Raw genomic sequence first — 25,950 nt, forward strand, 5'->3', positions numbered from 1 at the left:
TCATCCCTTCACGGCGCCGGAGGTCAACCCGGCGACGATTCGTCGTTGGAAGATTAGAACAAAAGCGATGATGGGAACGGTGATCACCACGGCGCCGGCCGCGATCGATCCGGTCGGCTCCTCGAACTGTGAACTGCCACTGAAGTTCACGATCGCCACCGGCGCGGTGATCGCCGCCTTGGTAGCGGTCAGGGTCAGCGCCAGCAGCAGATCGTTCCAGGCGAAGATGAACACCAGGATCGCGGCGGTCACCACGCCCGGCGCCGCCAGGGGGACGATCACCTTGCGGAACGCCTGCGCCGGGGAAGCGCCGTCCATTTTCGCCGCCTTCTCCAAATCCCAGGGGATCTCGCGGAAAAACGCCGACAACGTGTAGATCGCGAGCGGCAGCGCGAACGTGATGTAGGGCAGGATCAGGCCCGGCCAGGTGTCGAACAGGCCGACGAAGCGTTCGATGTTGAACAGCGGTGTGACCAACGAGATCGCGGGAAACATCGTGATCAGCAGGGTGGCGCCGACCAGCGCCCGCTTGCCCGGAAAATTCAGGCGCGCGATCGCGTAGCCGGCCATCGCCCCGAGAGTCACCGCGATCGCGGTGGTGATCAACCCGATCCCGACGGAGTTGATCAGTGCCGAGCTGAAGATGTCGCCGCGAAAGATGCCGCGATAGTTGTCCAGGGAGACCGACGACGGAATCAGCTTGCCGTCCTTGACCGTTGACGTCGGCTTCAGCGAGAGGCTGAAGATCCACAACACCGGCAGCAGCGCGTACACCACGACCACCGTGTCGATGACGGCCCAGATCGCGGTGCGCCGCGCGTCCTGCCGGTTAGCGGCCATCGACGTCACCACCGGGCGCCGCCGCGCCGAAGACCTTGATGAACAGTAGGGCGATGAGGCCCACGCACACGAAGATCAGCACGCTGATCGCCGAGCCGAGCCCGACGTTGAACCCCTTGAACAGGTTGTCGTAGCCCAGGATTGACACCGAATCGGTGTTGTTGGCGCCGTTGGTCAAGACGTAGATGTTGTCGAAAATGCGGAACGCGTCCAGGGTTCGGAACAGCAGGGCGACCACCACGGCCGGCTTGATGATCGGCAGGATGACGCCGGTCAGCCGGCGCCAGGGGCCGGCGCCGTCGACCTGGGCGGCTTTCAGCAGCTCCTCTGGCACCAATGCCAGCCCGGCCAACAGCAGCAGCGACATGAACGGCGTCGTCTTCCAGACCTCGGCGACCACGACGATCGCCAGCGACGGGATCTGCGAAGTCAGCGGTGCGCTGCCATGCGGCAGCAGGTTGGCCAGGTAGCCCGTCCCGGGCGTCCAGGCGTAGTACCAGCTGTACGACGCGACCACGGTGACGATGCCGTACGGGATCAGGATCGCGGTGCGCACCATGCCTTTTCCGACGAGGGTGCGGTGCATCACCAGCGCCAGTGTCAGGCCCAGGACGAATTCGACGGTCACCGACACGACGGTGATGCCCAGCGTGACCGCCAGCGCGGTCCACCAATACCGATCGGTCAGGATCGTCACGTAATTGCCCAGGCCGATGAACGCGGTGTCGTCGGGGACGGCAAGGTTGTTGCGCTGCAGGCTCAACCACACGGCGTAACCGATCGGATAGGCCGTCACCGTCAGCATCAGAAGCGCCGCCGGGGCGACGAGCAACAAGGCCAAGCGCTGTTCGGAGAGCCGGTTTCGGGTCCGCAAACGCGGTGCGACGGAAGACGGCCGGGCGCGCGTTGCGGGGGCGGTGGCCGTCACGGCAACAGCCCCTTCCCGTCGATCGCCTTCTGCACCTCGGCGCTGAGTTCGTCGGCGGTTCGCTCCGGGTCGATCTCGGTGATCGGGCTCAGTGTCGCGGCCAATCGGATGGCCACCGCCTGGTAGACCGGCGTGGCCGGACGCACCGCGGCGTCGGTGAGTTGCCGCCGGATGATCGTGTACATCGGATACTTGGCCTGGAACTGCGGATCGGAATACAGCGACGTGCGCACCGGGGGTAGGCCGCCTGCGATCGACACGTACTTCTGATGTTGCAGGCTGCGCAGGCAGCGGATGGCCTCGAACGCCTCGGCGCGGTGGCGGGTGGTGCTGGCCACCGCCAGGTTCGCCCCGCCGATGGTCACCTTGGCCGGATGGCCCGGCGCCACACCGGGATACGGCGCGAAGCCGAAGACCTTCTGGCTGGCCTGATAGGCGATGCGGAATTGCTCGTCGCTGGGCACGAACGTCCCGACGTCGTTGATGCTGCCGGCCAGCCGCGGATCCTGGTTGAGCGGCAGAACGGGCACACCGCCTTTCACCGCGTTCTCCAGCATCGATGCCAGCGCGTACGGCCAGTTGACCGCGAGTGCGGCCCGGCCCTGTTCGACCGCCAACCGCGCGGTGCCCTCGTCGGTGCGGGTGATCGACGGATCGGCCCCGGGCGCGGTCGCCACGGATTTGAGGATCCGCAGCGCATCGACGGTGGCGGCCCGGTGCGCCGACGTGTCGGTCAACGTGACGCGGCGGCCGTCCTCCGAGAGCACCTGGCCGCCCCCACTGGCCAGCAGCGTGTTGAACCAGACCACCAGGCCTTCGCCCTCATTGGCCTGCACGGCGATCCAGCTGGGCTGCCCCGCGGCGTGCAATCTGGTGGCCTCGCGCACCATCCCATCCCAGGTTCTCGGCGGCTGACGCACCAAATCGGGTCGATACCAAACTAATTGGGTGTTCGTCGTGACGGGGGCCGCGAACAATTTGCCTTCCCAGCGCGCCGTCGACAGCGGGCCCGGCAGGACGTCGGCCGTCGCGTCGGGTTCGGCGCGCCCCGCGGGATCGTCGGACAGCGGTAGCGCCCAGCCCGCCTCGGCGAACTCGGCCGTCCACACCACATCGAGCGACATCACGTCCAGCGTGCGGTCGCGACCGGTCAGCCGCCGCGCCAGCTGCAAACGCTGCTCGCCGGGGGCTCTGGGCAGACTGATCTGTTGAATGGCGAAGCGGCCATCGAACTGCTTCGTGCAATCCTGAGCGACCGCGGTGAACGTCGCGCCGTCGGCGGCCGTGGTGTAGAAGCTGATTACCAGCCCGTGGGTTCCCGAAGCGCACGCGGGTACCGTCGCGGCGATGGTGAGCGTCGCCAGCGCGATCGCGCCTGCCCGGCGTACGCGCCCACGACGACTCACCACCGCTCACACCTCTCGTGCGCGCCTCAAATCGCCAAGCGCGCCAACAGGTCCCGCGCCTTCTCTGCGTTTTGCGGGTCACACAGCACGTCGTAACGCCCGGCCACCAACTGCATGGTCGAACTGAAATCCCTTGTGCCACGGGCCATTGAGTACGGAACGGCCGAAGTGATCAGCCCAAAGAAGACGCCAGCGACCAGGCCCGTGATCAGCGCACCCCACGGATTGGGACTGAAGAAACCCAGCACCAAGCCGATGAACAGGCCCAGCCACGCCCCGCTCAGCACGCCTCCGCCGAGCACCTTGGGCCACGTCAACCGGCCGGTGACCCGCTCCACCTGCATCAGGTCGACCCCGACGATCGTCACCTGCTGGACCGGGAACTGCTGCTCGGACAGATAGTCGACGGCACGCTGCGCCTCGGCGTAGGTGGGATAGGAGCCGACCGGCCAGCCCCTGGGCGGTGTCGGCAGTCCGGGCGCGCCTCGTCCACGCCCCGTCGCGTTTCCTGGTGTCGCGCCGGGAACCTGCCCAGGCTGGTAAGGATTAGTCATCGCCGTTCATTGTCCTCCGCCTTGGGGATGGTTTCATCTCAGGCCCTCCCCAGCCTAACCACCGGCCTTCCGCCACCTGCGAAAACACGGCGCACGGGGTGGCGGGAACCCTCCCGGGCGCCCGTGGCGCGCTGACGTTTCGCACCCACGGTCACCGGCGGCGGATGGGTTAGGTTGAACACCATGACAGCTCCCGGCGGCGGCTTCGGCGAGGGCGGCCACGACGACAACACCGACTCGCCCCCCACCGGCGGCGAAGCCTCCGAGCCCGCCCCCTGGGAGTCCCCCGCCGCCGATTCGGCGCCCCCGGCGTATCCGCCGCCGGGTCCCACCGACCACCCGCCCGGGTACCCGCCGTCGTATCCCCCGCCCGTCCCCCCGCCCCCTGGGTACGAACAACCGCCCGGCTACTTCGGACCGCCCTACCCGATGGCGCCGCCGCCGTACGGCGGCCCGCCCCCCTACGGGGCGCACGGATATCCGGGCTATTACCCGCCGCCGGACTACCAGGGCGGCTATCCCACTCAAGCCGCTGTACCCGGCACCAACGCGCTGGCGATCGCGTCGCTCATCGCGTCGTTCACCGGCCTGTTGTGCGGGCTGGGCTCAATCGTCGCCATAGTGCTGGGCGCGATCGCCCTGGATCAGATCAAGCGGACCCGGCAGGAGGGCTTCGGCCTGGCGGTCGCCGGCATCGTCATCGGAATCGCCACGCTGGTGGTGATTTTGGTGGTCGTGCTCTTCACACTGCGCACGCATTAACGGCCTGACCGCCCCCGGCCGGTCTGCCATCGGGCCGGCGGCTGCCTAGGCTCTACTTCCATGGGATCGGTCAACAGGGTGTACATCGCGCGGCTCGCGCGGATGTTGGTGTTGGGTCCACTCGGGGAATCCGTCGGTCGGATCCGCGACGTGGTGATCAGCATCAGCATCGTCCGCCAGCAGCCGCGGGTCCTGGGACTGGTCGTCGACCTCGCGACCCGGCGCAGCATCTTCATCCCGATCCTGCGGGTCGCGTCCATCGAGCCCAACGCCGTGACGCTGAGCACCGGCAACGTGTCCCTACGCCACTTCGTGCAGCGACCCGGGGAGGTGCTGGCGATCGGCCAGGTGCTGGACACCCAGGTCAAAGTCAACGACCCCGAACTGCCGGAGCTTGCCGGCCTCGACGTGGTGGTCACCGACCTGGGCATCGAACAGAACCGGACGCGCGACTGGATGGTGAGCCGGGTCGCCGTGCGCACCCACCGGCGGCTCGGACGGCGCGGTCCCGTGCACGTCGTGGACTGGCAGAGCGTGCAGGGTTTGACCCCGTCGGCCCTGGCCTTGCCGGGGCAGGGAGTGGCGCAGCTGCTGGGCCAGTTCGAAGGGCGCAAGCCGGTCGATGTGGCCGACGCGATCCGCGGGCTGCCGGCCAAGCGCCGCTACGAGGTGCTCAGGGCGCTCAACGACGACCGGCTGGCCGACATCCTGCAGGAGCTGCCGGAGCAGGACCAGGCCGAGGTCCTCTCGCAGCTGGGCACCGAGCGATCGGCCGACGTGCTCGAGGAGATGGATCCCGACGACGCCGCCGACCTGCTCGGCATGCTGAACCCCACCGACGCCGAGATGCTGTTGACCCGGATGGACCCCGACGAGTCCGCCCCCGTGCGCCGGCTGCTGACGCATTCGCCGGACACCGCGGGCGGCCTGATGACCTCCAATCCGGTGGTGCTCACCCCCGACACGTCGGTCGCGGAGGCGCTGGCACGGGTCCGCGATCCGGACCTGAGCACCGCCCTGTCGTCGATGGTTTTTGTCGCGCGGCCGCCGACGGCGACGCCGACGGGCCGCTATCTGGGCTGCGTGCACTTGCAGCGGCTGCTGCGCGAGGCGCCGGCCGAGCTGGTCGGCGGGATCGTCGACAGCGAGTTGCTCACGCTGACACCGGAGACTCCGCTGGTCGCCGTGACCCGCTACCTCGCCGCGTACAACCTGGTGTGCGGTCCCGTCGTCGACGACCAGAACCACCTGTTGGGCGCGGTCACGGTGGACGACCTGCTCGATCACCTGCTGCCGCACGACTGGCGCGTGGACATGCAGGAACTCGACACCGCCGGCCGGTTCGAAGGACTGGGAGGATCCTCGTGAGCAAATCCACGGCTCCGCGAGGGCTGTACACCCCGCGGACATCGCGCAGATACTCGCCGCGGCTGGACCCCGAGACCGTCGGGCAATTCACCGAGTCCATCGCGCGGTTCTTCGGCACCGGCCGCTACCTTTTGCTGCAGACGGTCGTGGTGTTCGTGTGGATCGCGTTGAACCTGTTCGCGGTGACGGTGCGCTGGGACCCCTACCCGTTCATCCTGCTGAACCTGGCGTTCTCAACCCAGGCCGCCTACGCGGCCCCGCTGATCCTGCTGGCGCAGAACCGGCAGGAGAACCGCGACCGCGTCACGCTCGAAGAGGACCGCCGTCGCGCCGCCCAGACCAAGGCCGACACCGAGTACCTGGCCCGCGAACTGGCCGCGTTACGCCTGGCCGTCGGCGAGGTGGTGACGCGTGAATACCTGCGCCACGAGCTGGATGACCTGCGCGAAAGGCTGGCCAATCTGCAGCCCGGGACCCCGGACTCGGGGCCGCCGCGGCAGGGCGACAACTTGGAGCGCGCGGCTAAGAAATCCAGGTGAGAACCTCTTCAACCATTGCGCCACTCGTGTCACAAGAGTTATGTATGGTGATCTGGTTCACCGAGCTAACAGAAAGTACGCCCAGCTCACACTAGGACGGTCGAGTGCGCATAGGGGGAAGCCGGGGTGCGGGCCCGGCCGCCGCGACTGTGCGGCAGCAAGCACTTCGGAACACGCGCAAGCCGATATTCGGCGTCGCCATGATTACTCCATTGGTCTTCGCGGGCGCCGTCAGCGGGGCGGCTCCTGAACTTCCGGCGCACATGCCGCCGGTCCACGCCGCAGTCACTCCGGTGGCCGCGGTCTCGCCCTCCTTCCCGGACCTCTCCGGGCCCGCCGTCGTCCCAATCGACCGCAGCCCCACCGCCTTTCACGTCGCCGAGCCCGCGCTGTCCGCGCCGCCGCCGGCGATGATCGTCAATGCGCGTGGCGCACTGGGCATTCCGAGCATCGCATTGGCCGCCTACCGCAATGCGGAGCAGAAGATGGCCGTCGCCGCCCCCGGTTGCGGCGTCAGCTGGAATTTGCTGGCCGGCATCGGGCGCATCGAATCGGGCCACGCGGGCGGCGGTGCGGTGGACGCACGCGGAACCGCGATCAACCCGATCTACGGCCCGTCGCTGGACGGCACGCTGCCCGGCAACGAGGTCATCATCCAGAGCAGCGCCGGCAATCGCGTCACCTACGCCCGCGCGATGGGACCGATGCAGTTCTTGCCGGGGACCTGGGCGCGCTACGCCTCCGACGGCAAGGGCGACGGCGTGGCCGACCCGCAGAACCTGTTCGACTCGACGCTCGCGGCCGCGCGGTACTTGTGCAGCGGCGGGCTGAACCTGCGTGATCAGTCGCAGGTGCTGGCCGCGATTCTGCGCTACAACAACTCGATGCCCTACGCGCAGAACGTGCTGGGCTGGGCCGCGGCCTACGCCACGGGCGTCGTCCCGGTCGACCTGCCGCCGATGACCGGACCGCCGCCGCCGCTGGGCGACGCGCACCTCGAGCATCCCGAGGGGCTCGGACCCAACCTGCCGATGAACATCAACGGCCTGCCGATGGACGACCCGCTGGCGCGCGTGCCGCTTATCGACCTGAGCAGCCCGGCGATGGTCAGTCCGCCGCCGATGTTCCCCTGGATGTCTCCCACGCCTCAGCAGGCGCCGACCCAACTTCCCGGGTGCACCGTGATCTGCATCGGCACCCAAAGCGCGGCGCCCGCGGGGCCCCCGCCACCGTTCGCGCCGCCTGCGCCCTTCGCGCAGCCGCCGTTCGCTCCGCCGCCCCCGGATGTCGTCCCGCCCCCGGCACCGATCGCGCCGCCGGCGCCCCCGGTTGCGCCGCAAGCCGCACCGTCGCCCAAGCCGGCCGCTCCCCCGGCGGCGCCGAACGCGTCAGCGCCGCTTAAGCCCGCGCCGGGCCCGGCCAACTGACCCCGCGGCGATCGCAAGCGCGGCGAAGCCGGGCGCAGCGGGTCGCCGCCAAACGATCCCGCGGCGATCGCAAGCGCGGCGAAGCCGGGCGCAGCGGGTCGCCGCCAACTGACCCCGCGGCGATCGCAAGCGCGGCAAGGCCGGGCGCAGCGGGTCGCCGCCAAACGATCCTGAACGGGTCGCCGCCCAACCGCTCCGTCGCGCACGCCTACACTCGGCGGTGATGTCCAGCCACGACTCTTCTGACGCAGCCGACCTGAGCGCGGCGATCCGCACCGCACTGGGGAAGGTCATCGACCCCGAACTGCGGCGCCCCATCACCGATCTCGGGATGGTCAAAAGCATCGACACCGAACCCGACGGCTCGGTTCACGTCGCGATCTATCTGACCACCGCCAGCTGTCCGAAGAAGAACGAGATCAGCGACCGGGTCAGCCAGGCGGTCTCCGACGTCCCGGGCACCGGCGCGGTGAAGGTCACCCTGGACGTGATGAGCGACGAACAGCGCACCGAGCTGCGCAAGCAGCTGCGCGGTGACGCCCGCGAGCCGATTATCCCGTTCGCACAACCGAATTCGCTGACGCGGGTCTATGCGGTGGCGTCCGGGAAGGGCGGGGTCGGCAAGTCCACCGTCACGGTCAACCTGGCCGCGGCGATGGCGGCCCGCGGCCTGTCCGTCGGGCTGCTGGACGCCGACATCCACGGCCATTCCATCCCCCGGATGATGGGCACTACCGACCGCCCCACCCAGGTCGAGTCGATGATCCTGCCGCCCATCGCGCACGAGGTGCGGGTCATCTCGATCGCTCAGTTCACCGAGGGCAACACTCCGGTGGTGTGGCGCGGACCGATGCTGCACCGCGCGCTACAGCAGTTCCTGGCCGACGTCTACTGGGGCGACCTGGACGTGCTGCTGCTCGATCTGCCGCCGGGGACCGGCGACATCGCCATCTCGGTGGCTCAGCTGATCCCCAACGCGGAGATTCTGGTGGTGACGACGCCACAGCTGGCGGCGGCCGAGGTCGCCGAGCGGGCCGGCAGCATCGCGCTGCAGACGCGCCAACGCCTCGCCGGCGTCGTGGAGAACATGTCCGGGCTCACGTTGCCGGACGGCTCGACGCTGAAGGTGTTCGGTGAGGGCGGCGGCGAGCAGGTGGCCGAGCGGTTGTCGCGCGCGGTCGGCGCCGATGTGCCGCTGCTGGGCCAGATCCCGCTGGATCCCGAGCTGGTGGCCGCGGGCGATTCCGGCGTTCCGCTGGTACTGAGTGCGCCGGATTCGCCGGTGGGCAAGGCGCTGCGCGGGGTGGCCGACAGTTTGTCCTCACGTCGGCGCGGGCTGGCCGGCGTATCGCTCGGGCTCGATCCCAAAGGCCGCTGAAACCGGTTCAGGTCGCGTCGGTGTCGAACGGCGTGCGGTCGCCCGTCTGCTGTTCCGCCCCAAGCGTCTGGCCGTTCGCCGGCGTGGGAGGCGCGGGTGGCGGCGTCTCCGGCGGGGCGCCGTTCACCGGCTTGTCGAAGTTTCCGGTCAGAAACGAGTCGTCGCCGTCCAGCAGGTGCTTGGTGAGCGCGGCGCGGGGGGTCATGCCGCGCAGCTTCTGCAATTCGCTGAGCGGGCCCCGCAGGTCGTCGAACTCGGGCCCGAGGTCCTCGCGCAGCTGACTGGTCACACCGCTGAGGTAATCGCGCGCCTGACGCAGCGCGTTGGCCGACCATCGGATGGCGCCGGGGAGCCGTTCGGGGCCGAGGACCACCAACCCGACCACGACGAGGACGAGCATCTCTCCCCAGCCGACGTTGGCGAACATCTAGCCGTTATCCGGGTCCGGTTTCACCGTCAGGGTGACGTGGCGGCCATCGCGGACCACCTCGATCGGGGAATCCTGGCCGATGGTCAGCTGCCGCACCGCGACCACGAACTCGTCGGCGTCGGCAACCTTGCGGTTACCCACCTTGACGACGACGTCGTTTTCCAGGACGCCGCCCTTCTGCGCCGGACTTCCCGCCTTCACGTTGGCGACCTGGGCGCCGGAGGCGATCGCGTTGCTCACCGAGCGGGTGCTGACGCCCAGCGTCGGATGCACGATCTTTCCGTCCCGGATCAAGGTCTGGGCGACTTCCTTGGCCTCGTTGATCGGGATCGCGAAGCCGAGCCCACTTGCGCTGTCCGACAACGACTTACCCGCGGTGTCGATGCCGATCACCTGGGAATCCATGTCGATCAGCGGGCCACCCGAGTTGCCGTGGTTGATCGACGCGTCGGTCTGCAGGGCGTCGATCACCGTGTCGGTGTCCGAGCCCTCCCCGGACAGCGGAACCGGCCGGTGCAGCGCGCTGATGATGCCGTGCGTCACGGTGCTGCGCAGCCCCAGCGGCGCACCCGCGGCGAGGACCTCGTCACCCACCCGCACCTTGTCGGAATCGCCCAGGCGCGCCACGCTCAGGTTGTCGACGTTGTCGACCTTGATCACCGCCAGGTCGGTCTTGGGGTCGCGCCCGACCAGGTTGGCGGGCACTTCCTTGCCGTCGTTGAACACCACGGTGGTCTTGAACTGGCTGGGGTTGTTCGCCGCTTCGGAGATGACGTGGTTGTTGGTGACGATGTAGCCACGCCCGTCGATGACGACGCCGGAGCCCTGCATGCCCTCCTGGTCACTCTTGGACTCGATGGTCACCACGGAGTTCGCGGTCGCCGACGCCACCTTGGCGAAGCGCCCGGCCGGGCCTTCCCCGTTGCCGTTGGTCGACAGCGTCACCTTGGAGGTGGTGAACGCCTCGGCGACCTCGGCCGTCTTGCGGCCCACCACCCCGCCGACGAGGCCGATGACCAACGCGATGAGCGCCAACACGAGCAGCGCGAGGTAGGACACCCGGCCGCCGAACAGCACGTCGCGCACGCCCAGTTTGCCGCCGTAGCCCAGGGCGGAGCGCGACGTCGATGGCGCGACCGCCGGCGTTCCTAGGGCCGCCGCGGCCCCCGGGTCCCGCCAGGGGTCGTCCAGCTCGTCGGGCTCCCCGCCGTTTTTCTCGGCGGCCAGCGCGCCCACGTCCACGGGGTGGCGTTGCAGCGAATCGGAGCTGCCCTCCGGCCGGTGGAACGCCTCCTCGAGGACGGGGTCGGCCGGACGATCGCTCGGCCGGAATTCGGCCTGGTCCCGGTACTTCTGCGGGCGGACGCGCTCGGCCACGAACGACCCGCGCAACCCGTCGGGACGACTGAACTCCCGACGCGATGCGGGGTCGACCGGCGGACGCGAGACGGGGCGCGGCGCCAGGCGGTTGCCGCTGTCATTGCTTCGGTCGAAGCCTTGGTCGGACGTCACGTTATCCCTTTTGGATCCTCTACTTGAGCGCGCGAGACGGGCCTTTACCGGCCGAGATACGCGGCACCGGCGTTGTCCGTGTCCACCCTAGTATCCACGGCGCGCCGTAGGGCGACATGAACGAGCGTGTGGGGCGAGTGCGCAGCGGGTCCGACTATCGGCGCTTGCGCCGCTCGCGGGCCTCGCGGTCGGCGAAGGGGTCGGAGGCCGGCGCGGTCGAGTCGTCGCGCGAGTCGTAGGGAATTTCGGCCAGCATGCCGAGCAGCGTGCTGGGGATGCGGATGGGGTGGGAGTCGCGCAGCGCCGCGCGCGTCCGACTCTGATCGTCGACCTCGGCCGCGCACTGGGGGCACATCGACAGGTGATGCGCGGCCCGCAGGTGAGCGTTCATCCGCAACTCGCCGTCGACGAACGCGGCGATTGCTTCGACGGACAGGTGCTCGGTGGAACCGAACTGGCGGGGTGCGCCCACGGGCGCGTCGCTCTGGGAGGCGAACTGGGCGGGAAGCCAGGAGAACGCGCGGCGGAACACATGTCCTCGATCGGGCATTACCAGCTCCTTGCCACTCATTCTCATTGCCGCCTCCTCTCGAATGTAGCGCGAGCCGGTGCGCAATACCGCAGCTACGGGCGCAAAGCCGCTGAATATCTACCTGATCGCTCCGCTGCCGAAACAGGCGGGCGACGCTGCCTACGCCGACTGGGCGCGCAGTTCCTGCCGACCGGAGTGGGCGGCCAGGTAGTCCCGCAAGGCTTGGCGTCCGCGGTGGATGCGGCTGCGGACGGTCCCGAGCTTCACGCCCAGGGTGGCACCGATCTCCTCGTAGGACAGGCCTTCGATGTCGCACAGGACGACGGCCGCGCGAAATTCCGGCGGCAGCGAATCGAGCGCGGCCTGCAAATCGGGCCCCAGCCGTGAATCGTGATAGATCTGCTCGGGGTTGGGCTCGTCGGCGGGCACCCGCTCGTAATCCTCGGGCAGCGCCTCCATCCGGATGCGCGCGCGTCGGCGCACCATGTCGAGGAAGAGGTTGGTGGTGATGCGGTGCAGCCACCCTTCGAACGTTCCCGGCTGATAGTTCTGCACGGACCGGAAGACCCGGATGAAGGTCTCCTGGGTGAGGTCCTCGGCGTCGTGCTGATTGCCGGAAAGCCGGTAGGCCAGCCGGTACACCCGGTCGGCGTGCTGGCGTACCAGCTCGTCCCACGACGGCATGGCCGCCTTGTCCCCGGTCGCGTCGAAAACCGCGGTCCCCTGCGGGACGTCCGAGGGCTCCACCCACTCGTCGGTGGGGCGCTCTTGCGCGTGCGACATGCTGGACGGACTGAGAAGAGTGGTGATAATCAATTCCTCCGAATCGGGTGCGCCACCCAGTGGCACTTCGTCATTGACGGCAACAGGCAGCTGCCATTCGGTATTCCCCGTCCAACGCGCTCCGCGATCCATACGGACACCGTCGCGTATCGGCGTATGTGCGGTATATGAACAATCTGAGCTGCGCCTGAGAAACCGTTTCTTGCCCTGCGTTGTGCAGGAAATATCCACCGCGCGGTGACCTTAAACGCGCCGGGCCTCTTGGGCGTGTCGCCAGCGTGCGGTTCAGGCGCGCCTGTCCGTTCGTGCGATGAATTGGAATACGCTGCGGGCATGGACGGCACCGACGCAGAAGCCCCTGGCCACACGGCGCCCAGCCGGGCCGAATCGCTGTTTGCCCACGCCGAGGGATCGATATCGGAGGACGCGCTGCTGGCCGCCGCCCGGGAGCGGGCCGTCGACATCGGGGCGGGCGCGGTGACGCCGGCCGTCGGGGCGTTGTTGAGCATGCTTACGAAGCTGAGCGGCGGCAAGGCCGTCGCCGAAGTGGGCACCGGCGCCGGCGTCAGCGGCTTGTGGTTGCTGTCGGGCATGAGCGACGACGGCGTCTTGACCACGATCGACATCGAGCCCGAATACCTGCGGCTGGCCAAGCAGGCGTTCAGCGAGGCGGGCATCGGACCGTCGCGCAGCCGGCTGATCGGCGGCCGCGCCCAAGAGGTGCTCACCCGGCTCGCCGACGAGTCCTATGACCTGGTGTTCATCGACGCCGACCCGATCGATCAGCCGGACTACGTCGTCGAGGGCGTCCGGTTGCTGCGCCCGGGCGGCGTGATCGTGGTGCACCGGGCCGCACTGGGCGGGCGGGCCGGCGATCCGACCGCCCGCGACGCCGAGGTGGTGGCGGTGCGCGAGGCGGCCCGCCTCATCGCCGAGGACGAGCGGCTCACCCCGGCGCTGGTGCCGCTCGGCGACGGCATCCTGGCCGCCGTTCGCGACTGATTCGCACTTTTACGAATTCTTGACGCGGGTCGTCCTTGACCGCGGGCTGAACGCATGTTTAGTGTACTGAACATGCGTTCAGCCGACCTGACGGCCGCCGCCCGGATCCGCGATGCGGCCATCGAGCAGTTCGGCGAGCACGGGTTCGGTGTCGGGCTTCGCGCCATCGCCGAAGCGGCGGGCGTGAGTGCCGCGCTGGTGATCCACCACTTCGGCTCCAAGGAGGGCCTGCGCAAGGCCTGCGAGGACTACATCGCCGAAAAGATCCGCAACACCAAGTCCGAGGCTATCCAGTCCAACGACCCGGCCACCTGGTTCGCCCAGTTGGCAGAGATCGAGGACTACGCACCACTGATGGCATACCTGGTGCGCAGCATGCAGACCGGCGGCGATCTAGCGAACATGATGTGGCGCAGGATGATTGACAACACGGAAGGGTACATGGAAGAGGGCGTGCGCGCAGGGACGATCAAACCCAGCCGCGATCCCCAGGCCCGGGCCAAGTATCTGGCGATCACCGGAGGCGGCGGATTCCTGCTCTACATCCAAATGCACGACACACCAACGGATCTGCGCGCGGTGCTGCGCGACTACTCGCGCGACATGATCCTGCCCGCCCTCGAGGTCTATACCGAAGGGCTGCTGACCGACCGGACCATGTACGACGCGTTCCTGGCTGCCGAAGATCAAGGAGAATTCCATGGCACCTGAAAATTCAGTCGGCTCCGCCCCTGTCGAAATCCGGGGCCTCACCAAGAGATTCGGCGCGGTGCAGGCGCTGGACGGCCTCGATCTCACTGTGCGAGAGGGGGAGGTCCACGGATTCCTCGGCCCCAACGGCGCCGGGAAGTCCACCACGATCCGCATCCTGCTGGGCCTGGTGAAGGCCGACAGCGGTAGCGTGCGGTTGCTGGGCGGTGATCCCTGGACCCAATCCGTTGCGCTGCATCGTCAAATCGCTTACGTTCCTGGTGATGTGACGCTGTGGCCGTCGCTGACAGGTGGAGAGACCATCGACCTGCTGGCCCGCATGCGCGGCGGCATCGACAAGCGGCGCCGCGCGGAGCTGATCGAGCGCTTCGATTTGGACCCGCACAAGAAGGCCCGCACGTATTCGAAGGGCAACCGCCAGAAGGTCTCCCTCATCTCGGCGTTCTCGTCCCATGCCAGGCTGTTGCTCCTGGACGAGCCCAGCAGTGGACTGGACCCGCTGATGGAGAACGTGTTTCAACAGTGCGTGGCGCAGGCCCGTGACCGGGGCACGACGGTGTTGTTGTCCAGCCACATCCTGGCCGAAACGGAAGCGTTGTGCGAACGCGTGACGATCATCCGGGCGGGCAAGACCATCGAAAGTGGTTCGCTGAGCTCCATGCGGCATCTGAGCCGCACCTCGATCAGGGCCGAAATGATCGGCGATCCGGGCGATCTCAGGCGGATCAAGGGCGTCGAGGACATCAGCGTCGAGGGTAATACGCTGCGCGCCCAGGTCGATAGCGAAAGCCTGGGTGAGCTCATCCGCGTGCTCGGTGACGCCGGCGTGAGCAGTCTCGTCAGCCAGCCGCCGACGCTCGAAGAGCTCTTCTTGCGCCACTATGACACGTCCGGAGACGCGTCCGGCGGCGACGGCCGGCACGGGCGCGATGCGCAAAAGGTGTCGTTGTCATGAGCGCGACCACACTGGACCGGCCTCACGCGTCGGCATCGCCTGCGCCCCAGCGCAGTTCGAACTTCTCCGGAACGCTTGCGATGTTGCGGCTATACCTGCGCCGGGATCGGCTCTCGTTGCCGCTGTGGGTGTTTCTGCTGTCGGTGCCGCTGGCGACGGTGTACGTCGGCAGCATCGAAAAGATCTACCCCACCGAGGCCGCCCGTGCCGGGTTCGCCGCCTCCATCATGGCCAGCCCGGCCCAGCGTGCGCTGTATGGCCAGGTCTACAGCGACAGCCTTGGCGCCGTGGGGATTTGGAAGGCCGGGATGTTCCACGTGCTGATCGCGGTGGCCGTCATCCTCACGATGATCCGGCACACCCGCGCCGACGAGGAGAACGGACGGACCGAGTTGGTGGACTCGACCGCGATCGGTCGCTACGCCAGCCTGAGCGCGGCGCTGCTGCTGTCTTTCGGGGCCTCGCTCGGCACCGGCGCGATCGGCGCGGCCGGCCTGCTGAGCACCGACGTCCCGGCGGCCGGGTCACTGGCGTTCGGTGCGGCGCTGGCCTGCTCCGGCCTGGTGTTCACCGCGGTCGCCGCGGTGACCGCGCAGTTGTCGCCCAGCGCCAGGTTCGCCCGCGGTGCCGCGTTCGCCGTCCTGGGAACCGCGTTCACGCTGCGCGCCGTCGGCGACGCCGGGTCGGGCACACTGTCGTGGCTGTCTCCGCTGGGGTGGTCGCTACTGGTCAAACCGTATGCGGGTGATCGCTGGTGGGTGCTGCTGCTGCACCTGGTCACGGCGTCCGCGTTGACCATGGTGGCGTATTGGCTGCTCGCCGGCCGTGACGTCGGCGCGGGGCTCATCGCGGAGCGGCCCGGTCCCGCGACCGCCGCGCCGGCGCTGGGCAACGCGTTCGGGCTGACGTGGCGTCTCGACCGGGCCGCGCTGCTGTTGTGGACGGTCGGACTGTGCCTATACGGGTTGCTGGTGGGCAGCGTGGTGCACGGCATCGGTGACGAGCTGGGCGACAGCGGTCCGGCCCGCGATATCGTCGCGCGGATGGGCGGCACCAGCGCCCTCGAGCAGGCCTTCATCGCCGTGGCTTTCGCCATGATGGGCATGGTGGCCGCCGCGTTCGCCGTTTCGCTCACGTTGCGGTTGCACCAGGAAGAATCCAGCCAGCGAGCCGAAACGGTGCTGGCCGGCGCGGTGTCGCGAACTCGTTGGCTCGCGAGCCATTTGGTGACCGCGCTGGGCGGATCCGCGCTCGCGATGCTGGCCTGCGGGGTAACCGCCGGAGTTGTCTACGGCATCGCGGCCGGCGATGTGGGCGGCAAACTCGCGATGGTCGTCGCAAGCGCGGCGGTCCAACTCCCGGCCGTCTGGCTGTTGTCGGCCGTGACGGTCTGCGTATTCGGCGTCGCGCCGCGGTTCACACCGGTGGCCTGGGGCGTGCTGATCGGTTTCATCGCTCTGTACCTGATCGGATCGTTGGCCCGGTTCCCGCAGTGGTTGCTCGACCTGGAACCGTTCGGGCACATCCCGAGAATTGGCGCCGATTTCACCGCCGTGCCCTTGCTATGCCTACTGGCCATCGACGTAGGGTTGGTAATTCTGGGCGCCCTGGCTTTTCGGCGCCGCGATCTACGCTGCTAGGAGCGAGATGAAAACCGGGATCCGCGTGACGACGACATCCCTCGGAGGCATTCTCTCGTGGGTGTTGATCCTGCTCTTGCCGGCGGGCACGCTGCACTACTGGCAGGCGTGGGTTTTCATCGCCGTGTTCACGGTGGCGACCATCGTGCCCACGGTCTACCTGAGCAGGGCCAACCCCGCGGCCCTGCAGCGGCGCATGCGTGCCGGCCCGCGGGCCGAACCCCGAACCTCGCAGAAGTTCATCATCACCGCCTCGTTCCTGGGTCTCTTCGCGACGATGGTGTTCAGCGCGCTCGATCATCGGTTCGGCTGGTCGTCGGTACCGGTCTGGCTGTCGCTGCTCGGCGATCTGCTGGTGGCGACCGGGCTCGGCATCGCCATGCTGGTGATCGTCCAGAACAACTATGCCGGCGCCACGGTCACGGTGGAAGCGGACCAGACCTTGGTGTCCGGTGGCCTGTATCGATTCGTGCGCCATCCGATGTACGTCGGAAACGTGATCATGATGATCGGTATCCCCCTGGCGCTCGACTCGTATTGGGGGCTGCTCTTCGTCATCCCCGGCACCATCGTGCTCGCGCTGCGCATGTTCGACGAAGAGAAGCTCCTCTTCGACGAATTGCCCGGGTACCGCGAATACGCCGAGCGCGTGCGCTACCGGTTGGTTCCCTACCTCTGGTAGCCGGCGCGCCGAGGGTATTAGCCCGGCGTCGGCGCCACCAGGCGCGACGATGTTGCGGATCAACAACTTTCGCAATGTCGGCGCCGAAGCACGGTTCGCGGTGCCTGACCGAGCTAGATCCAGACGCCCTTGCCCACCGCGACCACACCGCCGGCGCTGATCGCGAAGCGCTCGCGGTCCTTCTCCAGGTCCACCCCGACCATCTCGCCCGGCCCCACGACGACGTTCTTGTCCAGGATCGCGTGGCGCACCACCGCGCCACGGCCGACGCGAGCGCCGGGCATGATCACGCTGCCCTCCACGATCGCGCCGTCGTCGACCACGACGTTGGACGAAAGCACCGAGTTGCGCACCGAGGCCGCCGAGATGATGCTGCCGGCGCCCACCACCGACTCCTGCGCGGAACCGCCGTTGACGAACTTTGCCGGCGCCAGGTTCTCCGACTCGCCGCGGATCGGCCAACGCTTGTTGTAGAGGTTGAACACCGGATGCACCGACACCAGGTCCATGTGTGCGTCGTAGAACGCGTCGAGCGTCCCGACGTCACGCCAGTAGGCCCGGTCACGGTCGGTGGCGCCGGGCACCTCGTTGTCGCTGAAGTCGTACACCGCGGCCATCCCGTCGTCGACCAGTCGCGGGATGATGTCACCACCCATGTCGTGATCGGAATGGTCGTCGTCGGCGTCCGCGCGGATCGCGTCGATGAGCACCTTGGTGGTGAAGATGTAATTGCCCATCGACACGAACGTCGTCTCGGGGTCGTCCGGGGTGCCGGGCGGATCCAGTGGCTTCTCCACGAATTGGCGGATGCGCCCGGACTCGTCGGAGTCGATACACCCGAACGCGGTGGCCTCGCTGCGCGGCACCCGGATGCCGGCGACGGTCGCGCCCGCCCCGCTGTCGATGTGGAACCGGACCATCTGCTCGGGATCCATCCGGTACACGTGGTCGGCGCCGAAAACCACTATGTAGTCGGGGTCTTCGTCGTAGATCAGATTGAGCGACTGGTAGATCGCGTCGGCCGAACCGGTGTACCAGCGCGGACCGAGCCGTTGCTGCGCGGGCACCGGGGTGATGTACTCACCGGCCAAGCCGGACAACCGCCAGTTCTGTGATATGTGACGGTCCAGTGAATGCGACTTGTACTGCGTCAGAACGCAGATCCGCAAATAGCGGGCGTTGACGAGGTTGGACAGCACGAAGTCGATCAGCCGATAGGCGCCGCCGAAGGGAACCGCGGGCTTGGCGCGATCCGCGGTCAGCGGATACAGCCGCTTGCCCTCACCGCCGGCCAGGACGATGCCCAGCACGTGTGGTGCTTCCCTCATGGTGTCAAACCTATCGGCCGCCGCGAAACGCTGCCAGGGGGAAGGGGCTATTGCCCGCGTTCTGTGGGGCTGTCCGTCAAGGTATTTGGCTGCGCGGGCGCACCGAGGGTGCCGCCCGGCTCGCGGCCCTCCCCGTCGCGGAACTACCGTGCGGGTATGCGGGTGGCGATGATGACTCGGGAATACCCCCCAGAGGTCTACGGAGGGGCGGGCGTACACGTCACCGAACTCGTCAGCCAATTGCGCCGGCTGTGCGCGGTGGACGTGCATTGCATGGGGGCACCCCGGCCGGGCGCCCAGGGCGTGCAGGTGCATCAGCCCGACCCGCGGTTGCAGGGCGCCAACGCGGCGATGACGACGCTGTCCGCCGACCTGCTGATGGCCAACGCGGCATCGGCGGCCACCGTGGTGCATTCACACACCTGGTACACCGGCATGGCCGGGCACCTGGCCGCGCTGCTCTATGACGTCCCGCACGTGTTGACCGCGCATTCGCTCGAGCCGCTGCGCCCGTGGAAGTCCGAACAACTCGGCGGGGGCTACCGGATCTCGACCTGGGTCGAACACACCGCGGTGCTGGCCGCCGACGCGGTGATCGCGGTGAGCTCCGCGATGCGCGAGGACATCCTGCGCGTCTACCCCGCGCTGGATCCCGGGGCCGTGCACGTCATCCGCAACGGTGTCGACACCGACGTGTGGTGCCCGGCGGCCCCATCGCAGGGCGAGTCGATGCTGGCCGCACTGGGTGTCGATCCGGACCGTCCCCTGGTGGTGTTCGTGGGCCGCATCACCCGGCAGAAGGGCGTCGCGCACCTGGTGGCGGCCGCCCACCGGTTCAGCCCGGAGGCGCAGGTGCTGCTGTGCGCCGGGGCGCCCGACACCCCGGAGATCGCCGAGGAGATTCGGGATGCGGTCGCCGGCCTGGCCCGCGGACGCACCGGCGTCTTCTGGATCCGGGAAATGCTTCCCATCGGCGAGTTGCGCGAAATCTTATCGGCCGCAGCGGTTTTCGTGTGCCCGTCGGTGTATGAGCCGTTGGGCATCGTGAATCTGGAGGCGATGGCCTGCGGGGCCGCTGTGGTGGCCTCGGATGTGGGCGGGATCCCGGAGGTGGTCGCCGACGGGGTCACCGGGACTTTGGTGCATTACGACCCCGGCGATGTGGCGGGCTATCGGGCCGGACTGGCCGAGGCGGTCAACGAGCTCGTCGCCGACCGCGCAAAAGCGCAGCGCTACGGCAAGGCGGGACGCCGACGCTGCGTCGAGGAGTTCTCGTGGGCCCACGTCGCCGAGCAGACCCTGGAGATCTATCGGAAGGTGTGTGCGTAGCACCGCCGAATCGTTCGGCGGCAAGCCCTAGCTGGAGCTTGTGACGCCCTTGAGTTCGTCACCGAGGGCAGCGGCTTCGTCGGGCGTCAGCTCGACGACCAGTCGACCTCCACCTTCAAGTGGTACCCGCATCACGATGCCGCGCCCCTCCTTCGTTGCTTCAAGAGGACCGTCTCCGGTCCGGGGCTTCATCGCCGCCATCGAGTGCTCCCTCCAGGTTCGAGCTGGCCCGCCCGCGCGGACCTGGTCGGCACCGAGCACGCTCCGCCAGCGAACTTCAAGCCATGCCCGGCCACGAACTGACTTATCACCCCTCCATTGTTCCCTATCCAGGTCACCGCTCGTACAAAGACCCACAACTGTGTGCTCAGCGGGCGGTCGCGGGCACCCAGCAACCCCGGATATGGTCGTCGACCATGCCGGTTGCCTGCATCAACGCGTAGGCGGTGGTCGGACCGACGAAGCGGAACCCGCGCCGCTTGAGTTCACGGGCCATGGCCTTCGATTCGTCAGTGGCCGAGGGAATTTGGGATGCGTCGGCCGGGCGTGACCGCGGCGACGGCGCAAACGACCACAGCAGCTCCGCCAGGTCCGCCGGAGTACCCAGCTCCGCGGCCGCGCGCGCGTTGGCGATTGTCGCGTCAATCTTGGCGCGGTTGCGCACGATTCCCTGATCGGCCATCAGCCGCCGCACGTCGTCGTCGCCGTACTCGGCGACCGTCGTGATGTCGAACCCGGAGAAGGCGCGCCGGAAATTCTCCCGCTTGCGCAGGATGATCAGCCACGACAGGCCGCTCTGAAAGGCCTCGAGGCTCATCCGTTCGAACAGGGCCACCCCGTCGTGCAGCGGGCGACCCCATTCCTGGTCGTGGTAATCGCGGTACATCTCGAAGTCCGGCCCGGGCCGAATGGCCGCCCAGCTGCACCGAACCAGCTCGTCTTCGCTCACATTCAGTCCTGACGATCCTCGCCCTCGCCGGGTTCCGCCGAATCGTCCTCGTTGTCCTGGTCGGCGGCGGGCGCGGCGTGCACCGCGGCCAGCTGGCCGCGCAGGGCCTCCAGCTCGCGGGCGAGGCGGTCCAGCACCCAGTCCACCTCGCTGGTCTTGTATCCGCGCAGCGTCTGGGTGAACTTGACCGCGTCGACGTCGGAGCCGGTCACCCCGTAGGCGGGCAGCACGGTCGCCGTCGTCCCCCGGGGCAGGGGCGGCAGCTGCTCGCCGCGACCGAACAACAGGCTGGCCGCGCCGAACAGGACGATCGCCACCAGCACCAGGACCACCAGGTACAGCAACACCAACGCCACGGGATCGATACTGCCCTATGCCGCCGACACGCGATGCGCAGCGTGACGGCGTCGGCGGCTATCGGGGCCTGATCGCCTGCATCGGCGGCCGGTCCGCCAGCGACACCGGCGAGGTGTGCTGGGTGTAGCCCTCGCCGTCGGGCCCGTGGGCCACGAACTGGGTCAGGCCGACGCCGGAGTCGGGGATCCCGCAGCGCGACAGCAGGGTCGCGATGACCTGGCGGCTCATCGCGCCCAGCTCGGCCAGCGGCCGGTTGCGGTGCTCCCGCACGCCCAGGTTGACCTGGGCGATCGCGTCCAGCCCCAGCCGGTCGAAGGTGTCCACCAGCAGTCCGATCTCCACGCCGTAGCCCGGGGCGAACGGCACCGACGTCAGCAATTCGCGGGTGGCCGCGTATTCGCCACCCAGTGGCTGCAGCACTGCGCCCAGCTCGGGGCGCAGCGCCGCGAGCAACGGCCGGGCCACCAGCTCGGTGACCCGCCCGCCGCCGGTCGCGCCCGCGCTGCCGCCCACGTCGGCGACGTTGAGGGGCCGCCGGTAGAAGCTCTTGACCAGGTGAATGCCGCGGGAGGGTGGGCAGGTGAGCAGGGGGCCGACCAGCCACGGCACGAACATCGGGTGCGGGTTGATCAGGTCGGAGTCGACGAACACCACGATGTCGCCGCGGGTGGCCGCCAGCGACCGCCACAACGCCTCGCCCTTGCCGGGCCGTATCGGCACCTCGGGCAGCGCCTGCTCGCGACTGACCACGCGGGCGCCGGCGGCGACCGCCCGGATCTCGGTGTCGTCGGTGGAGCCGGAGTCCAACACGATCAGCTCGTCGACCAGCCCATCAACCAGCGGTGAGATGCTGTCGATCACCGACTCGATGGTGTCTTCCTCGTCGAGGGCCGGCAGCACCACCGAAATGGTCCGCCCGGCCTTGGCCGCCTCCAGCTCGGCGACGGTCCAGCTCGGACGGCTCCAGCTGCGGTCGCCCAGCCAGGTGTCCCCCGGCCTCGCGGCGAGCATCCCGTCGCTGGCCAGATCGCCGGCGACCAGGTCCGACATCGTCATGCGAGCCCCCTCACCGTGCGGGTCGGCGGGCGCGTCCCCTGGATCGACGCCACCATTTCCAGCACCCGGCGGGTGGCGGCGACCTCGTGCACGCGAAACATCCGCGCACCGGCGGCCGCGGCCAGCGCGGTGGCCGCCAACGTTCCCTCGAGCCGCTCGGTCAGTTCCACACCCAGAGTCTCCCCGACGAAGTCCTTGTTACTCAAAGCCATCAGCACGGGCCACCCGGTATCGACGAGATCGCCGACGTGCCGCAACAGCAGCAGCCCGTGGAAGGTGTTCTTGCCGAAGTCGTGGGTCGGGTCGATCAGCACCCGGTCGCGGGCCACCCCGCACGCGACCGCGCGTTCGGCGGCGGCGGTGACCTGGGCGATCACGTCGTCGACGACGCCGCGTGTGGCGGTTCCGTAGTTCACCCGGAACGGGCGCGTGCGCGGCTGCGCGTTGCCGGTGTGCGAACAGACCAAACCCGCCCCGAACTCCGCGGCCACCTCCGGTAGGGCGGGGTCGACGCCGGCCCAGGTGTCGTTGATCAGGTCCGCCCCGGCCGCGCAGGCCACCTTGGCGACCTCGGAGCGCCAGGTATCGGCGCTGATCACATGGTCGGGATAGGAGTCGCGCAACCATTCGATGAACGGCACCAGCCGGGCGATCTCGGTGTCGGCGTCGACCTCTTGGCCCGGGCCGGCCTTGACGCCGCCCACGTCGATGACGTCGGCGCCGTCGGCCACGGCCCGGTGCACGGCCGCCCGGGCGGCCTCGTCGCTGAAGGTCGCGCCCCTGTCGTAGAACGAGTCCGGGGTGCGGTTGACGATCGCCATGATCAGCGCGCGATCGGCTGACACGGGACGGCCGCAGAACGACGATTGCACGCGTCTATGGTGCCTGGTCGCCGAACAGCGTGCAGTGCCAGGTCGCGAGCGTGACGGCACTGCGAAATCCGATTCGCCCTCTCGCAGTGTGGTTACGCTCGCGACCGACTGATCGGCGCCGCCGGCCTTACGGGCGTTTACCCTCGGCCACCTCGTCGGGGTACTCGTCGTAGAACGGCACGTAGCCCTCGTCGCGTCCGGCCAGCACGTAGAGCGGGTCCTCGACGTCGGGACCGTAGGCCTGCTCGCGCAACTCCACCTTGCGGCTCTTGAAGGTCGTGGTCTGCTCGATCGACTCGACCACCCGCACGAACAGCGGCAGCGCGTAGCCGGGCAGCTGCTCGTAAACGGCGCGGGCCAACGACTGCCCGTCGAACTCGGCGCCGTCGCGCAGCTTGACAGCGGCCATCCCGGCGCGACCGCCGGTGCGCGGCACCTCGACCCCGAAGACCGTGCAGTCCTCGACGGAGTCATCGGATGCCAGTGCGGCCTCGACCTGGGTGGTGGCCACGTTTTCGCCTTTCCAGCGGAACGTGTCGCCCAGCCGGTCGACGAACGCCGCGTGTCCCATGCCCTGCGGGCTCATCACGTCGCCGGTGTTGAACCAGCAGTCGCCCTCACGAAAAGCGTTGCGCACCAACTTTTTTTCGCTGGACTCCGGATCGGTGTAGCCGTCGAACGGCTGCAGCCGGTTGACCGGGCTGAGCAACAGGCCCGGCTCCCCGGCCGGCACCCGGCGCACGCGCCCGTCGTCGCCGCGCAGCGGGGCGCCGGTGTCGGGGTCGTACTCGACGTAGGCCAACGGCATCGGGAAGACACCGGTGGAGCGGGGCACGTTGAAGACGTTGATGAACGCGGCGTTGCCCTCGCTGGAGGCGTAGAACTCGCAGACGCGCGCGATGCCGAACCGTTTCGTGAACTCGTCCCAGATCTCCGGGCGCAGGCCGTTCCCGGCGATCACCCTCACCTTGTGCGCTCGGTCGGTCGGCTTGGCCGGTTGGTTGAGCAGATACCGGCACACCTCGCCGATGTAGATGAACGCCGTCGCGTCGTTGGCGATGACCTCGTCCCAGAACTTCGACGCCGAGAACGACTTGCCGAGCGCCAGCGTCGCTCCCGACGTGATCACCGACGACAACGCGACCGTCAGCGCGTTGTTGTGGTACAGCGGCAGGCAGCAGTAGAGGGTGTCCGAGCTCTTGAGCCGCAACCCAATGCCGCCGAACGCCGCGAGCGCCTTCAGCCAGCGCAGGTGCGTCATGACGCTGGCCTTCGGGAAACCGGTTGTGCCCGAGGTGAAGATGTAGAACGCCGTGTCCCGGGCGTGCACGGCCGACGCCGACGCCGGGTTGGTGGCCGGGGCGCTCGCCGCGAACCGTTCGAGGTCTTCGACGGTCAGCGTCTGGGTGCCGCCCGAGCCGCCGCACTCCGCCACGGCGCTGACCAGATCGGTCTCGGCGATGAGCACCTTGGCCTCCAGCAGGCCGAGACTGTGCGCGAGGACCTCGCCGCGCTGGTGGTAGTTGAGCATGCCGGCGACCGCACCGCACTTGACCGCGGCCAGCATGGCCAGCACGGCGTTGGGCGAGTTGCGCAGCATGATGGCGACGACGTCGCCGTGGCCGACGCCGCGCGCGGCCAGCACCGCGGCGTACCGGTTGGCCGCCGCGTTGGCGTCGCGGTAGGTCAGTTGCTGGTCGCCGAAGCGCAAAAAGATCCGGTCGCCGTAGCGGGCGGCCCGCTCCTGGAACACCGTGCCGATCGATTTCTTGGACCCCGGCTGGGCCGCCAGCCCGGTCAGCACGCCGCGCGCGATCACCGGCAGGTCGGCCAGCACGGCCGGCACCCGAGATGCGATGTCGGTCAGTTTGACCGCCGTGCGCGCTCCCCCGTCACGATCGGACACGTGATCCCCTCGATTCGTTTGGTAAAAGTCAAGCTCGGCGGACAGCCTAGTAGGGGCTGGGACGGGCCGGCGGGCTCAGCCGGGCGCGCACGCGTCCAGCGCCGCGCCCACCTTGTCGACCAGCACCAATCGGTCCATCGCCACCTGGGAGACGTAACCGCTGTCGAGCAAGCCGCACAACCACGTCCACAGCCCCTCGTAGTGGCCGACGGGGTCCAGCAGCACGATGGGTTTGTCGTGGAGACCGAGGTAGGCCGTGGTCCAGGTGTCGAGCAACTCGTCGAGGGTGCCGATGCCGCCCGGCAGCGCGATGAACGCGTCGGCGCGGTCTTCCATGATCTGCTTGCGCTCGTGCAGGGTGTCGCTGACGATCAGCTCGTCGGCGTCCGCGTCGGCGATCTCGCGCCGCATCAAGACCTGGGGGATGACGCCGACGGTCCGGCCCCCGCGGGCCCGCGCCGCGCTCGCCACCGCGCCCATCGCCGAAACGCGGCCACCGCCCCACACCAGCGTCCAGCCGCGCTCCGCGATGGCCTCGCCGAGTTCTGCAGCGACACCGAGCAATTCGGGATGCTGCGGACCGGACGCGCAGTACACACACACCGCCCACTCGCGGGCTGAATCGCGTTCCCCGGGCATATCCGCCAAAGGTAGACCAATTGCGATCACCGCTCATATGTGGGGCTTTCGCCGTGCCGACGGGC

Annotated in this window: 27 protein-coding genes and 1 pseudogene; 11 read left to right on the top strand and 17 right to left on the bottom strand. The window is 68.6% G+C overall.

Annotated elements, in window-relative coordinates; translation table 11 throughout:
* The 4 genes from QGN30_RS21425 to QGN30_RS21440 are packed head-to-tail and all read right to left on the bottom strand — an operon-like array spanning position 1 to position 3,728.
* Entirely contained in the window at positions 1-840 is an 840-nt protein-coding gene (locus tag QGN30_RS21425; protein ID WP_014379470.1) for a carbohydrate ABC transporter permease, read from the bottom strand.
* Entirely contained in the window at positions 830-1,714 is an 885-nt protein-coding gene (locus QGN30_RS21430; protein ID WP_014379469.1) for a carbohydrate ABC transporter permease, read from the bottom strand. The genes QGN30_RS21425 and QGN30_RS21430 overlap by 11 nt, the downstream gene beginning before the upstream one ends.
* A 50-nt stretch (positions 1,715-1,764) precedes the next feature.
* A complete protein-coding gene (locus tag QGN30_RS21435; RefSeq protein ID WP_038535357.1) occupies positions 1,765-3,177 on the bottom strand; it encodes an extracellular solute-binding protein in 1,413 nt (470 codons plus the stop codon).
* Positions 3,178-3,200: 23 nt separating this feature from the next.
* Positions 3,201-3,728, bottom strand: coding sequence for a general stress protein (locus QGN30_RS21440; protein WP_008254647.1), 528 nt, complete (start codon positions 3,726-3,728; stop codon positions 3,201-3,203).
* 183 nt (positions 3,729-3,911) lie between these two features.
* On the opposite strand from QGN30_RS21440, the gene QGN30_RS21445 reads away from it, so the two are divergent.
* The 4 genes from QGN30_RS21445 to QGN30_RS21460 all read left to right on the top strand — a co-directional run bounded on the left by QGN30_RS21445 (position 3,912) and on the right by QGN30_RS21460 (position 7,824).
* Positions 3,912-4,490 carry a DUF4190 domain-containing protein gene (locus QGN30_RS21445; protein ID WP_248923558.1) on the top strand — a complete coding sequence of 193 codons (579 nt, stop codon included), beginning with the start codon at positions 3,912-3,914 and terminating at the stop codon, positions 4,488-4,490.
* A gap of 60 nt (positions 4,491-4,550) precedes the next feature.
* Positions 4,551-5,858: a magnesium transporter MgtE N-terminal domain-containing protein gene (locus QGN30_RS21450; protein WP_008254643.1), complete on the top strand. Its 1,308-nt coding sequence runs from the start codon at positions 4,551-4,553 to the stop codon at positions 5,856-5,858.
* Positions 5,855-6,397, top strand: a complete 543-nt coding sequence (locus QGN30_RS21455) for a DUF1003 domain-containing protein (protein WP_008254638.1) — start codon at positions 5,855-5,857, stop codon at positions 6,395-6,397. Before QGN30_RS21450 ends, QGN30_RS21455 begins: the two co-directional genes overlap by 4 nt.
* Positions 6,398-6,501: 104 nt before the next feature.
* On the top strand, positions 6,502-7,824 hold the full coding sequence (locus QGN30_RS21460) for a lytic transglycosylase domain-containing protein (RefSeq protein ID WP_196233641.1): 1,323 nt from the start codon (positions 6,502-6,504) through the stop codon (positions 7,822-7,824).
* Here the strand turns inward: QGN30_RS21460 and QGN30_RS21465 are convergent.
* Positions 7,794-8,049: pseudogene (locus QGN30_RS21465) on the bottom strand (hypothetical protein); the annotation flags it as partial. The gene QGN30_RS21460 and the pseudogene QGN30_RS21465 overlap by 31 nt on opposite strands.
* Here QGN30_RS21465 and QGN30_RS21470 point away from each other — a divergent pair.
* Positions 8,048-9,202, top strand: coding sequence for an Mrp/NBP35 family ATP-binding protein (locus QGN30_RS21470; RefSeq protein ID WP_008254633.1), 1,155 nt, complete (start codon positions 8,048-8,050; stop codon positions 9,200-9,202). The pseudogene QGN30_RS21465 and the gene QGN30_RS21470 sit on opposite strands and share 2 nt — an antisense overlap.
* A gap of 7 nt (positions 9,203-9,209) precedes the next feature.
* Here QGN30_RS21470 and tatB read toward each other — a convergent pair whose 3' ends face one another.
* The 4 genes from tatB to sigE form a co-directional block, all read right to left on the bottom strand.
* Complete coding sequence (gene tatB, locus QGN30_RS21475) at positions 9,210-9,629, bottom strand: Sec-independent protein translocase protein TatB (protein WP_009956299.1); 420 nt, start codon at positions 9,627-9,629, stop codon at positions 9,210-9,212.
* The gene (htrA, locus tag QGN30_RS21480; RefSeq protein WP_014384064.1) at positions 9,630-11,144 is read right to left on the bottom strand and encodes a serine protease HtrA; all 1,515 of its coding nucleotides are present in this window, start codon (positions 11,142-11,144) and stop codon (positions 9,630-9,632) included.
* A gap of 154 nt (positions 11,145-11,298) precedes the next feature.
* Positions 11,299-11,694 carry an anti-sigma E factor RseA gene (gene rseA / locus QGN30_RS21485; RefSeq protein WP_020821917.1) on the bottom strand — a complete coding sequence of 132 codons (396 nt, stop codon included), beginning with the start codon at positions 11,692-11,694 and terminating at the stop codon, positions 11,299-11,301.
* A gap of 141 nt (positions 11,695-11,835) precedes the next feature.
* Positions 11,836-12,591, bottom strand: a complete 756-nt coding sequence (gene sigE, locus QGN30_RS21490; RefSeq protein WP_014384063.1) for an RNA polymerase sigma factor SigE — start codon at positions 12,589-12,591, stop codon at positions 11,836-11,838.
* A 201-nt stretch (positions 12,592-12,792) separates the two neighbouring features.
* On the opposite strand from sigE, the gene QGN30_RS21495 reads away from it, so the two are divergent.
* The 5 genes from QGN30_RS21495 (at position 12,793) to QGN30_RS21515 (ending at position 17,449) form a co-directional block, all read left to right on the top strand.
* On the top strand, positions 12,793-13,461 hold the full coding sequence (locus tag QGN30_RS21495) for an O-methyltransferase (RefSeq protein WP_009956306.1): 669 nt from the start codon (positions 12,793-12,795) through the stop codon (positions 13,459-13,461).
* A 72-nt stretch (positions 13,462-13,533) separates the two neighbouring features.
* The gene (locus tag QGN30_RS21500; RefSeq protein ID WP_009956308.1) at positions 13,534-14,172 is read left to right on the top strand and encodes a TetR/AcrR family transcriptional regulator; all 639 of its coding nucleotides are present in this window, start codon (positions 13,534-13,536) and stop codon (positions 14,170-14,172) included.
* The gene (locus tag QGN30_RS21505; protein WP_014941451.1) at positions 14,162-15,127 is read left to right on the top strand and encodes an ABC transporter ATP-binding protein; all 966 of its coding nucleotides are present in this window, start codon (positions 14,162-14,164) and stop codon (positions 15,125-15,127) included. Before QGN30_RS21500 ends, QGN30_RS21505 begins: the two co-directional genes overlap by 11 nt.
* Positions 15,124-16,767 (top strand): ABC transporter permease, encoded by a 1,644-nt coding sequence (locus QGN30_RS21510; protein ID WP_014384062.1) that lies wholly within the window; start codon positions 15,124-15,126, stop codon positions 16,765-16,767. The genes QGN30_RS21505 and QGN30_RS21510 overlap by 4 nt, the downstream gene beginning before the upstream one ends.
* 7 nt (positions 16,768-16,774) lie before the next feature.
* Positions 16,775-17,449: a methyltransferase family protein gene (locus QGN30_RS21515; protein WP_009956312.1), complete on the top strand. Its 675-nt coding sequence runs from the start codon at positions 16,775-16,777 to the stop codon at positions 17,447-17,449.
* A 113-nt stretch (positions 17,450-17,562) separates the two neighbouring features.
* Here the strand turns inward: QGN30_RS21515 and glgC are convergent, their stop codons facing one another.
* Positions 17,563-18,777, bottom strand: coding sequence for a glucose-1-phosphate adenylyltransferase (glgC, locus tag QGN30_RS21520; RefSeq protein WP_008254617.1), 1,215 nt, complete (start codon positions 18,775-18,777; stop codon positions 17,563-17,565).
* Positions 18,778-18,933: 156 nt separating this feature from the next.
* Between glgC and glgA the strand changes: the two genes are divergently transcribed.
* The gene (gene glgA, locus QGN30_RS21525) at positions 18,934-20,106 is read left to right on the top strand and encodes a glycogen synthase (protein ID WP_009956313.1); all 1,173 of its coding nucleotides are present in this window, start codon (positions 18,934-18,936) and stop codon (positions 20,104-20,106) included.
* A gap of 27 nt (positions 20,107-20,133) precedes the next feature.
* Here glgA and QGN30_RS21530 read toward each other — a convergent pair whose 3' ends face one another.
* The 7 genes from QGN30_RS21530 to QGN30_RS21560 form a co-directional block, all read right to left on the bottom strand.
* Positions 20,134-20,307: a DUF3117 domain-containing protein gene (locus tag QGN30_RS21530; RefSeq protein WP_003878471.1), complete on the bottom strand. Its 174-nt coding sequence runs from the start codon at positions 20,305-20,307 to the stop codon at positions 20,134-20,136.
* A 166-nt stretch (positions 20,308-20,473) separates the two neighbouring features.
* Entirely contained in the window at positions 20,474-21,055 is a 582-nt protein-coding gene (locus QGN30_RS21535) for a DNA-3-methyladenine glycosylase I (RefSeq protein WP_009956315.1), read from the bottom strand.
* Between the two features lie 2 nt (positions 21,056-21,057).
* Positions 21,058-21,411, bottom strand: a complete 354-nt coding sequence (locus tag QGN30_RS21540; RefSeq protein ID WP_014382009.1) for a DivIVA domain-containing protein — start codon at positions 21,409-21,411, stop codon at positions 21,058-21,060.
* A 58-nt stretch (positions 21,412-21,469) separates the two neighbouring features.
* Positions 21,470-22,468, bottom strand: coding sequence for a glucosyl-3-phosphoglycerate synthase (locus QGN30_RS21545; protein ID WP_248923557.1), 999 nt, complete (start codon positions 22,466-22,468; stop codon positions 21,470-21,472).
* Complete coding sequence (folP, locus tag QGN30_RS21550) at positions 22,465-23,340, bottom strand: dihydropteroate synthase (RefSeq protein WP_416366867.1); 876 nt, start codon at positions 23,338-23,340, stop codon at positions 22,465-22,467. Before folP ends, QGN30_RS21545 begins: the two co-directional genes overlap by 4 nt.
* Before the next feature lie 127 nt (positions 23,341-23,467).
* Positions 23,468-25,246: a long-chain-acyl-CoA synthetase FadD6 gene (fadD6, locus tag QGN30_RS21555; RefSeq protein WP_009956208.1), complete on the bottom strand. Its 1,779-nt coding sequence runs from the start codon at positions 25,244-25,246 to the stop codon at positions 23,468-23,470.
* A gap of 75 nt (positions 25,247-25,321) precedes the next feature.
* Positions 25,322-25,885, bottom strand: coding sequence for a TIGR00730 family Rossman fold protein (locus QGN30_RS21560; protein ID WP_020188822.1), 564 nt, complete (start codon positions 25,883-25,885; stop codon positions 25,322-25,324).
* Positions 25,886-25,950 lie beyond the last annotated feature (65 nt).

This window comes from Mycobacterium sp. 3-98, assembly GCF_035918355.1.
Lineage (GTDB): Bacteria > Actinomycetota > Actinomycetes > Mycobacteriales > Mycobacteriaceae > Mycobacterium > Mycobacterium intracellulare.

What these genes read in the sequence shown, in the direction of transcription:
- QGN30_RS21425 (WP_014379470.1), bottom strand. Translation starts at nt 840, where the DNA reads ATGGCCGCTAACCGGCAGGACGCGCGGCGCACCGCGATCTGGGCCGTC.
- QGN30_RS21440 (WP_008254647.1), bottom strand. Translation starts at nt 3,728, where the DNA reads ATGACTAATCCTTACCAGCCTGGGCAGGTTCCCGGCGCGACACCAGGA.
- QGN30_RS21445 (WP_248923558.1), top strand. Translation starts at nt 3,912, where the DNA reads ATGACAGCTCCCGGCGGCGGCTTCGGCGAGGGCGGCCACGACGACAAC.
- QGN30_RS21450 (WP_008254643.1), top strand. Translation starts at nt 4,551, where the DNA reads ATGGGATCGGTCAACAGGGTGTACATCGCGCGGCTCGCGCGGATGTTG.
- QGN30_RS21470 (WP_008254633.1), top strand. Translation starts at nt 8,048, where the DNA reads ATGTCCAGCCACGACTCTTCTGACGCAGCCGACCTGAGCGCGGCGATC.
- tatB (WP_009956299.1), bottom strand. Translation starts at nt 9,629, where the DNA reads ATGTTCGCCAACGTCGGCTGGGGAGAGATGCTCGTCCTCGTCGTGGTC.
- rseA (WP_020821917.1), bottom strand. Translation starts at nt 11,694, where the DNA reads ATGCCCGATCGAGGACATGTGTTCCGCCGCGCGTTCTCCTGGCTTCCC.
- sigE (WP_014384063.1), bottom strand. Translation starts at nt 12,591, where the DNA reads ATGGATCGCGGAGCGCGTTGGACGGGGAATACCGAATGGCAGCTGCCT.
- QGN30_RS21495 (WP_009956306.1), top strand. Translation starts at nt 12,793, where the DNA reads ATGGACGGCACCGACGCAGAAGCCCCTGGCCACACGGCGCCCAGCCGG.
- QGN30_RS21500 (WP_009956308.1), top strand. Translation starts at nt 13,534, where the DNA reads ATGCGTTCAGCCGACCTGACGGCCGCCGCCCGGATCCGCGATGCGGCC.
- QGN30_RS21505 (WP_014941451.1), top strand. Translation starts at nt 14,162, where the DNA reads ATGGCACCTGAAAATTCAGTCGGCTCCGCCCCTGTCGAAATCCGGGGC.
- QGN30_RS21510 (WP_014384062.1), top strand. Translation starts at nt 15,124, where the DNA reads ATGAGCGCGACCACACTGGACCGGCCTCACGCGTCGGCATCGCCTGCG.
- QGN30_RS21515 (WP_009956312.1), top strand. Translation starts at nt 16,775, where the DNA reads ATGAAAACCGGGATCCGCGTGACGACGACATCCCTCGGAGGCATTCTC.
- glgC (WP_008254617.1), bottom strand. Translation starts at nt 18,777, where the DNA reads ATGAGGGAAGCACCACACGTGCTGGGCATCGTCCTGGCCGGCGGTGAG.
- glgA (WP_009956313.1), top strand. Translation starts at nt 18,934, where the DNA reads ATGCGGGTGGCGATGATGACTCGGGAATACCCCCCAGAGGTCTACGGA.
- QGN30_RS21530 (WP_003878471.1), bottom strand. Translation starts at nt 20,307, where the DNA reads ATGGCGGCGATGAAGCCCCGGACCGGAGACGGTCCTCTTGAAGCAACG.
- QGN30_RS21545 (WP_248923557.1), bottom strand. Translation starts at nt 22,468, where the DNA reads ATGACGATGTCGGACCTGGTCGCCGGCGATCTGGCCAGCGACGGGATG.
- QGN30_RS21560 (WP_020188822.1), bottom strand. Translation starts at nt 25,885, where the DNA reads ATGCCCGGGGAACGCGATTCAGCCCGCGAGTGGGCGGTGTGTGTGTAC.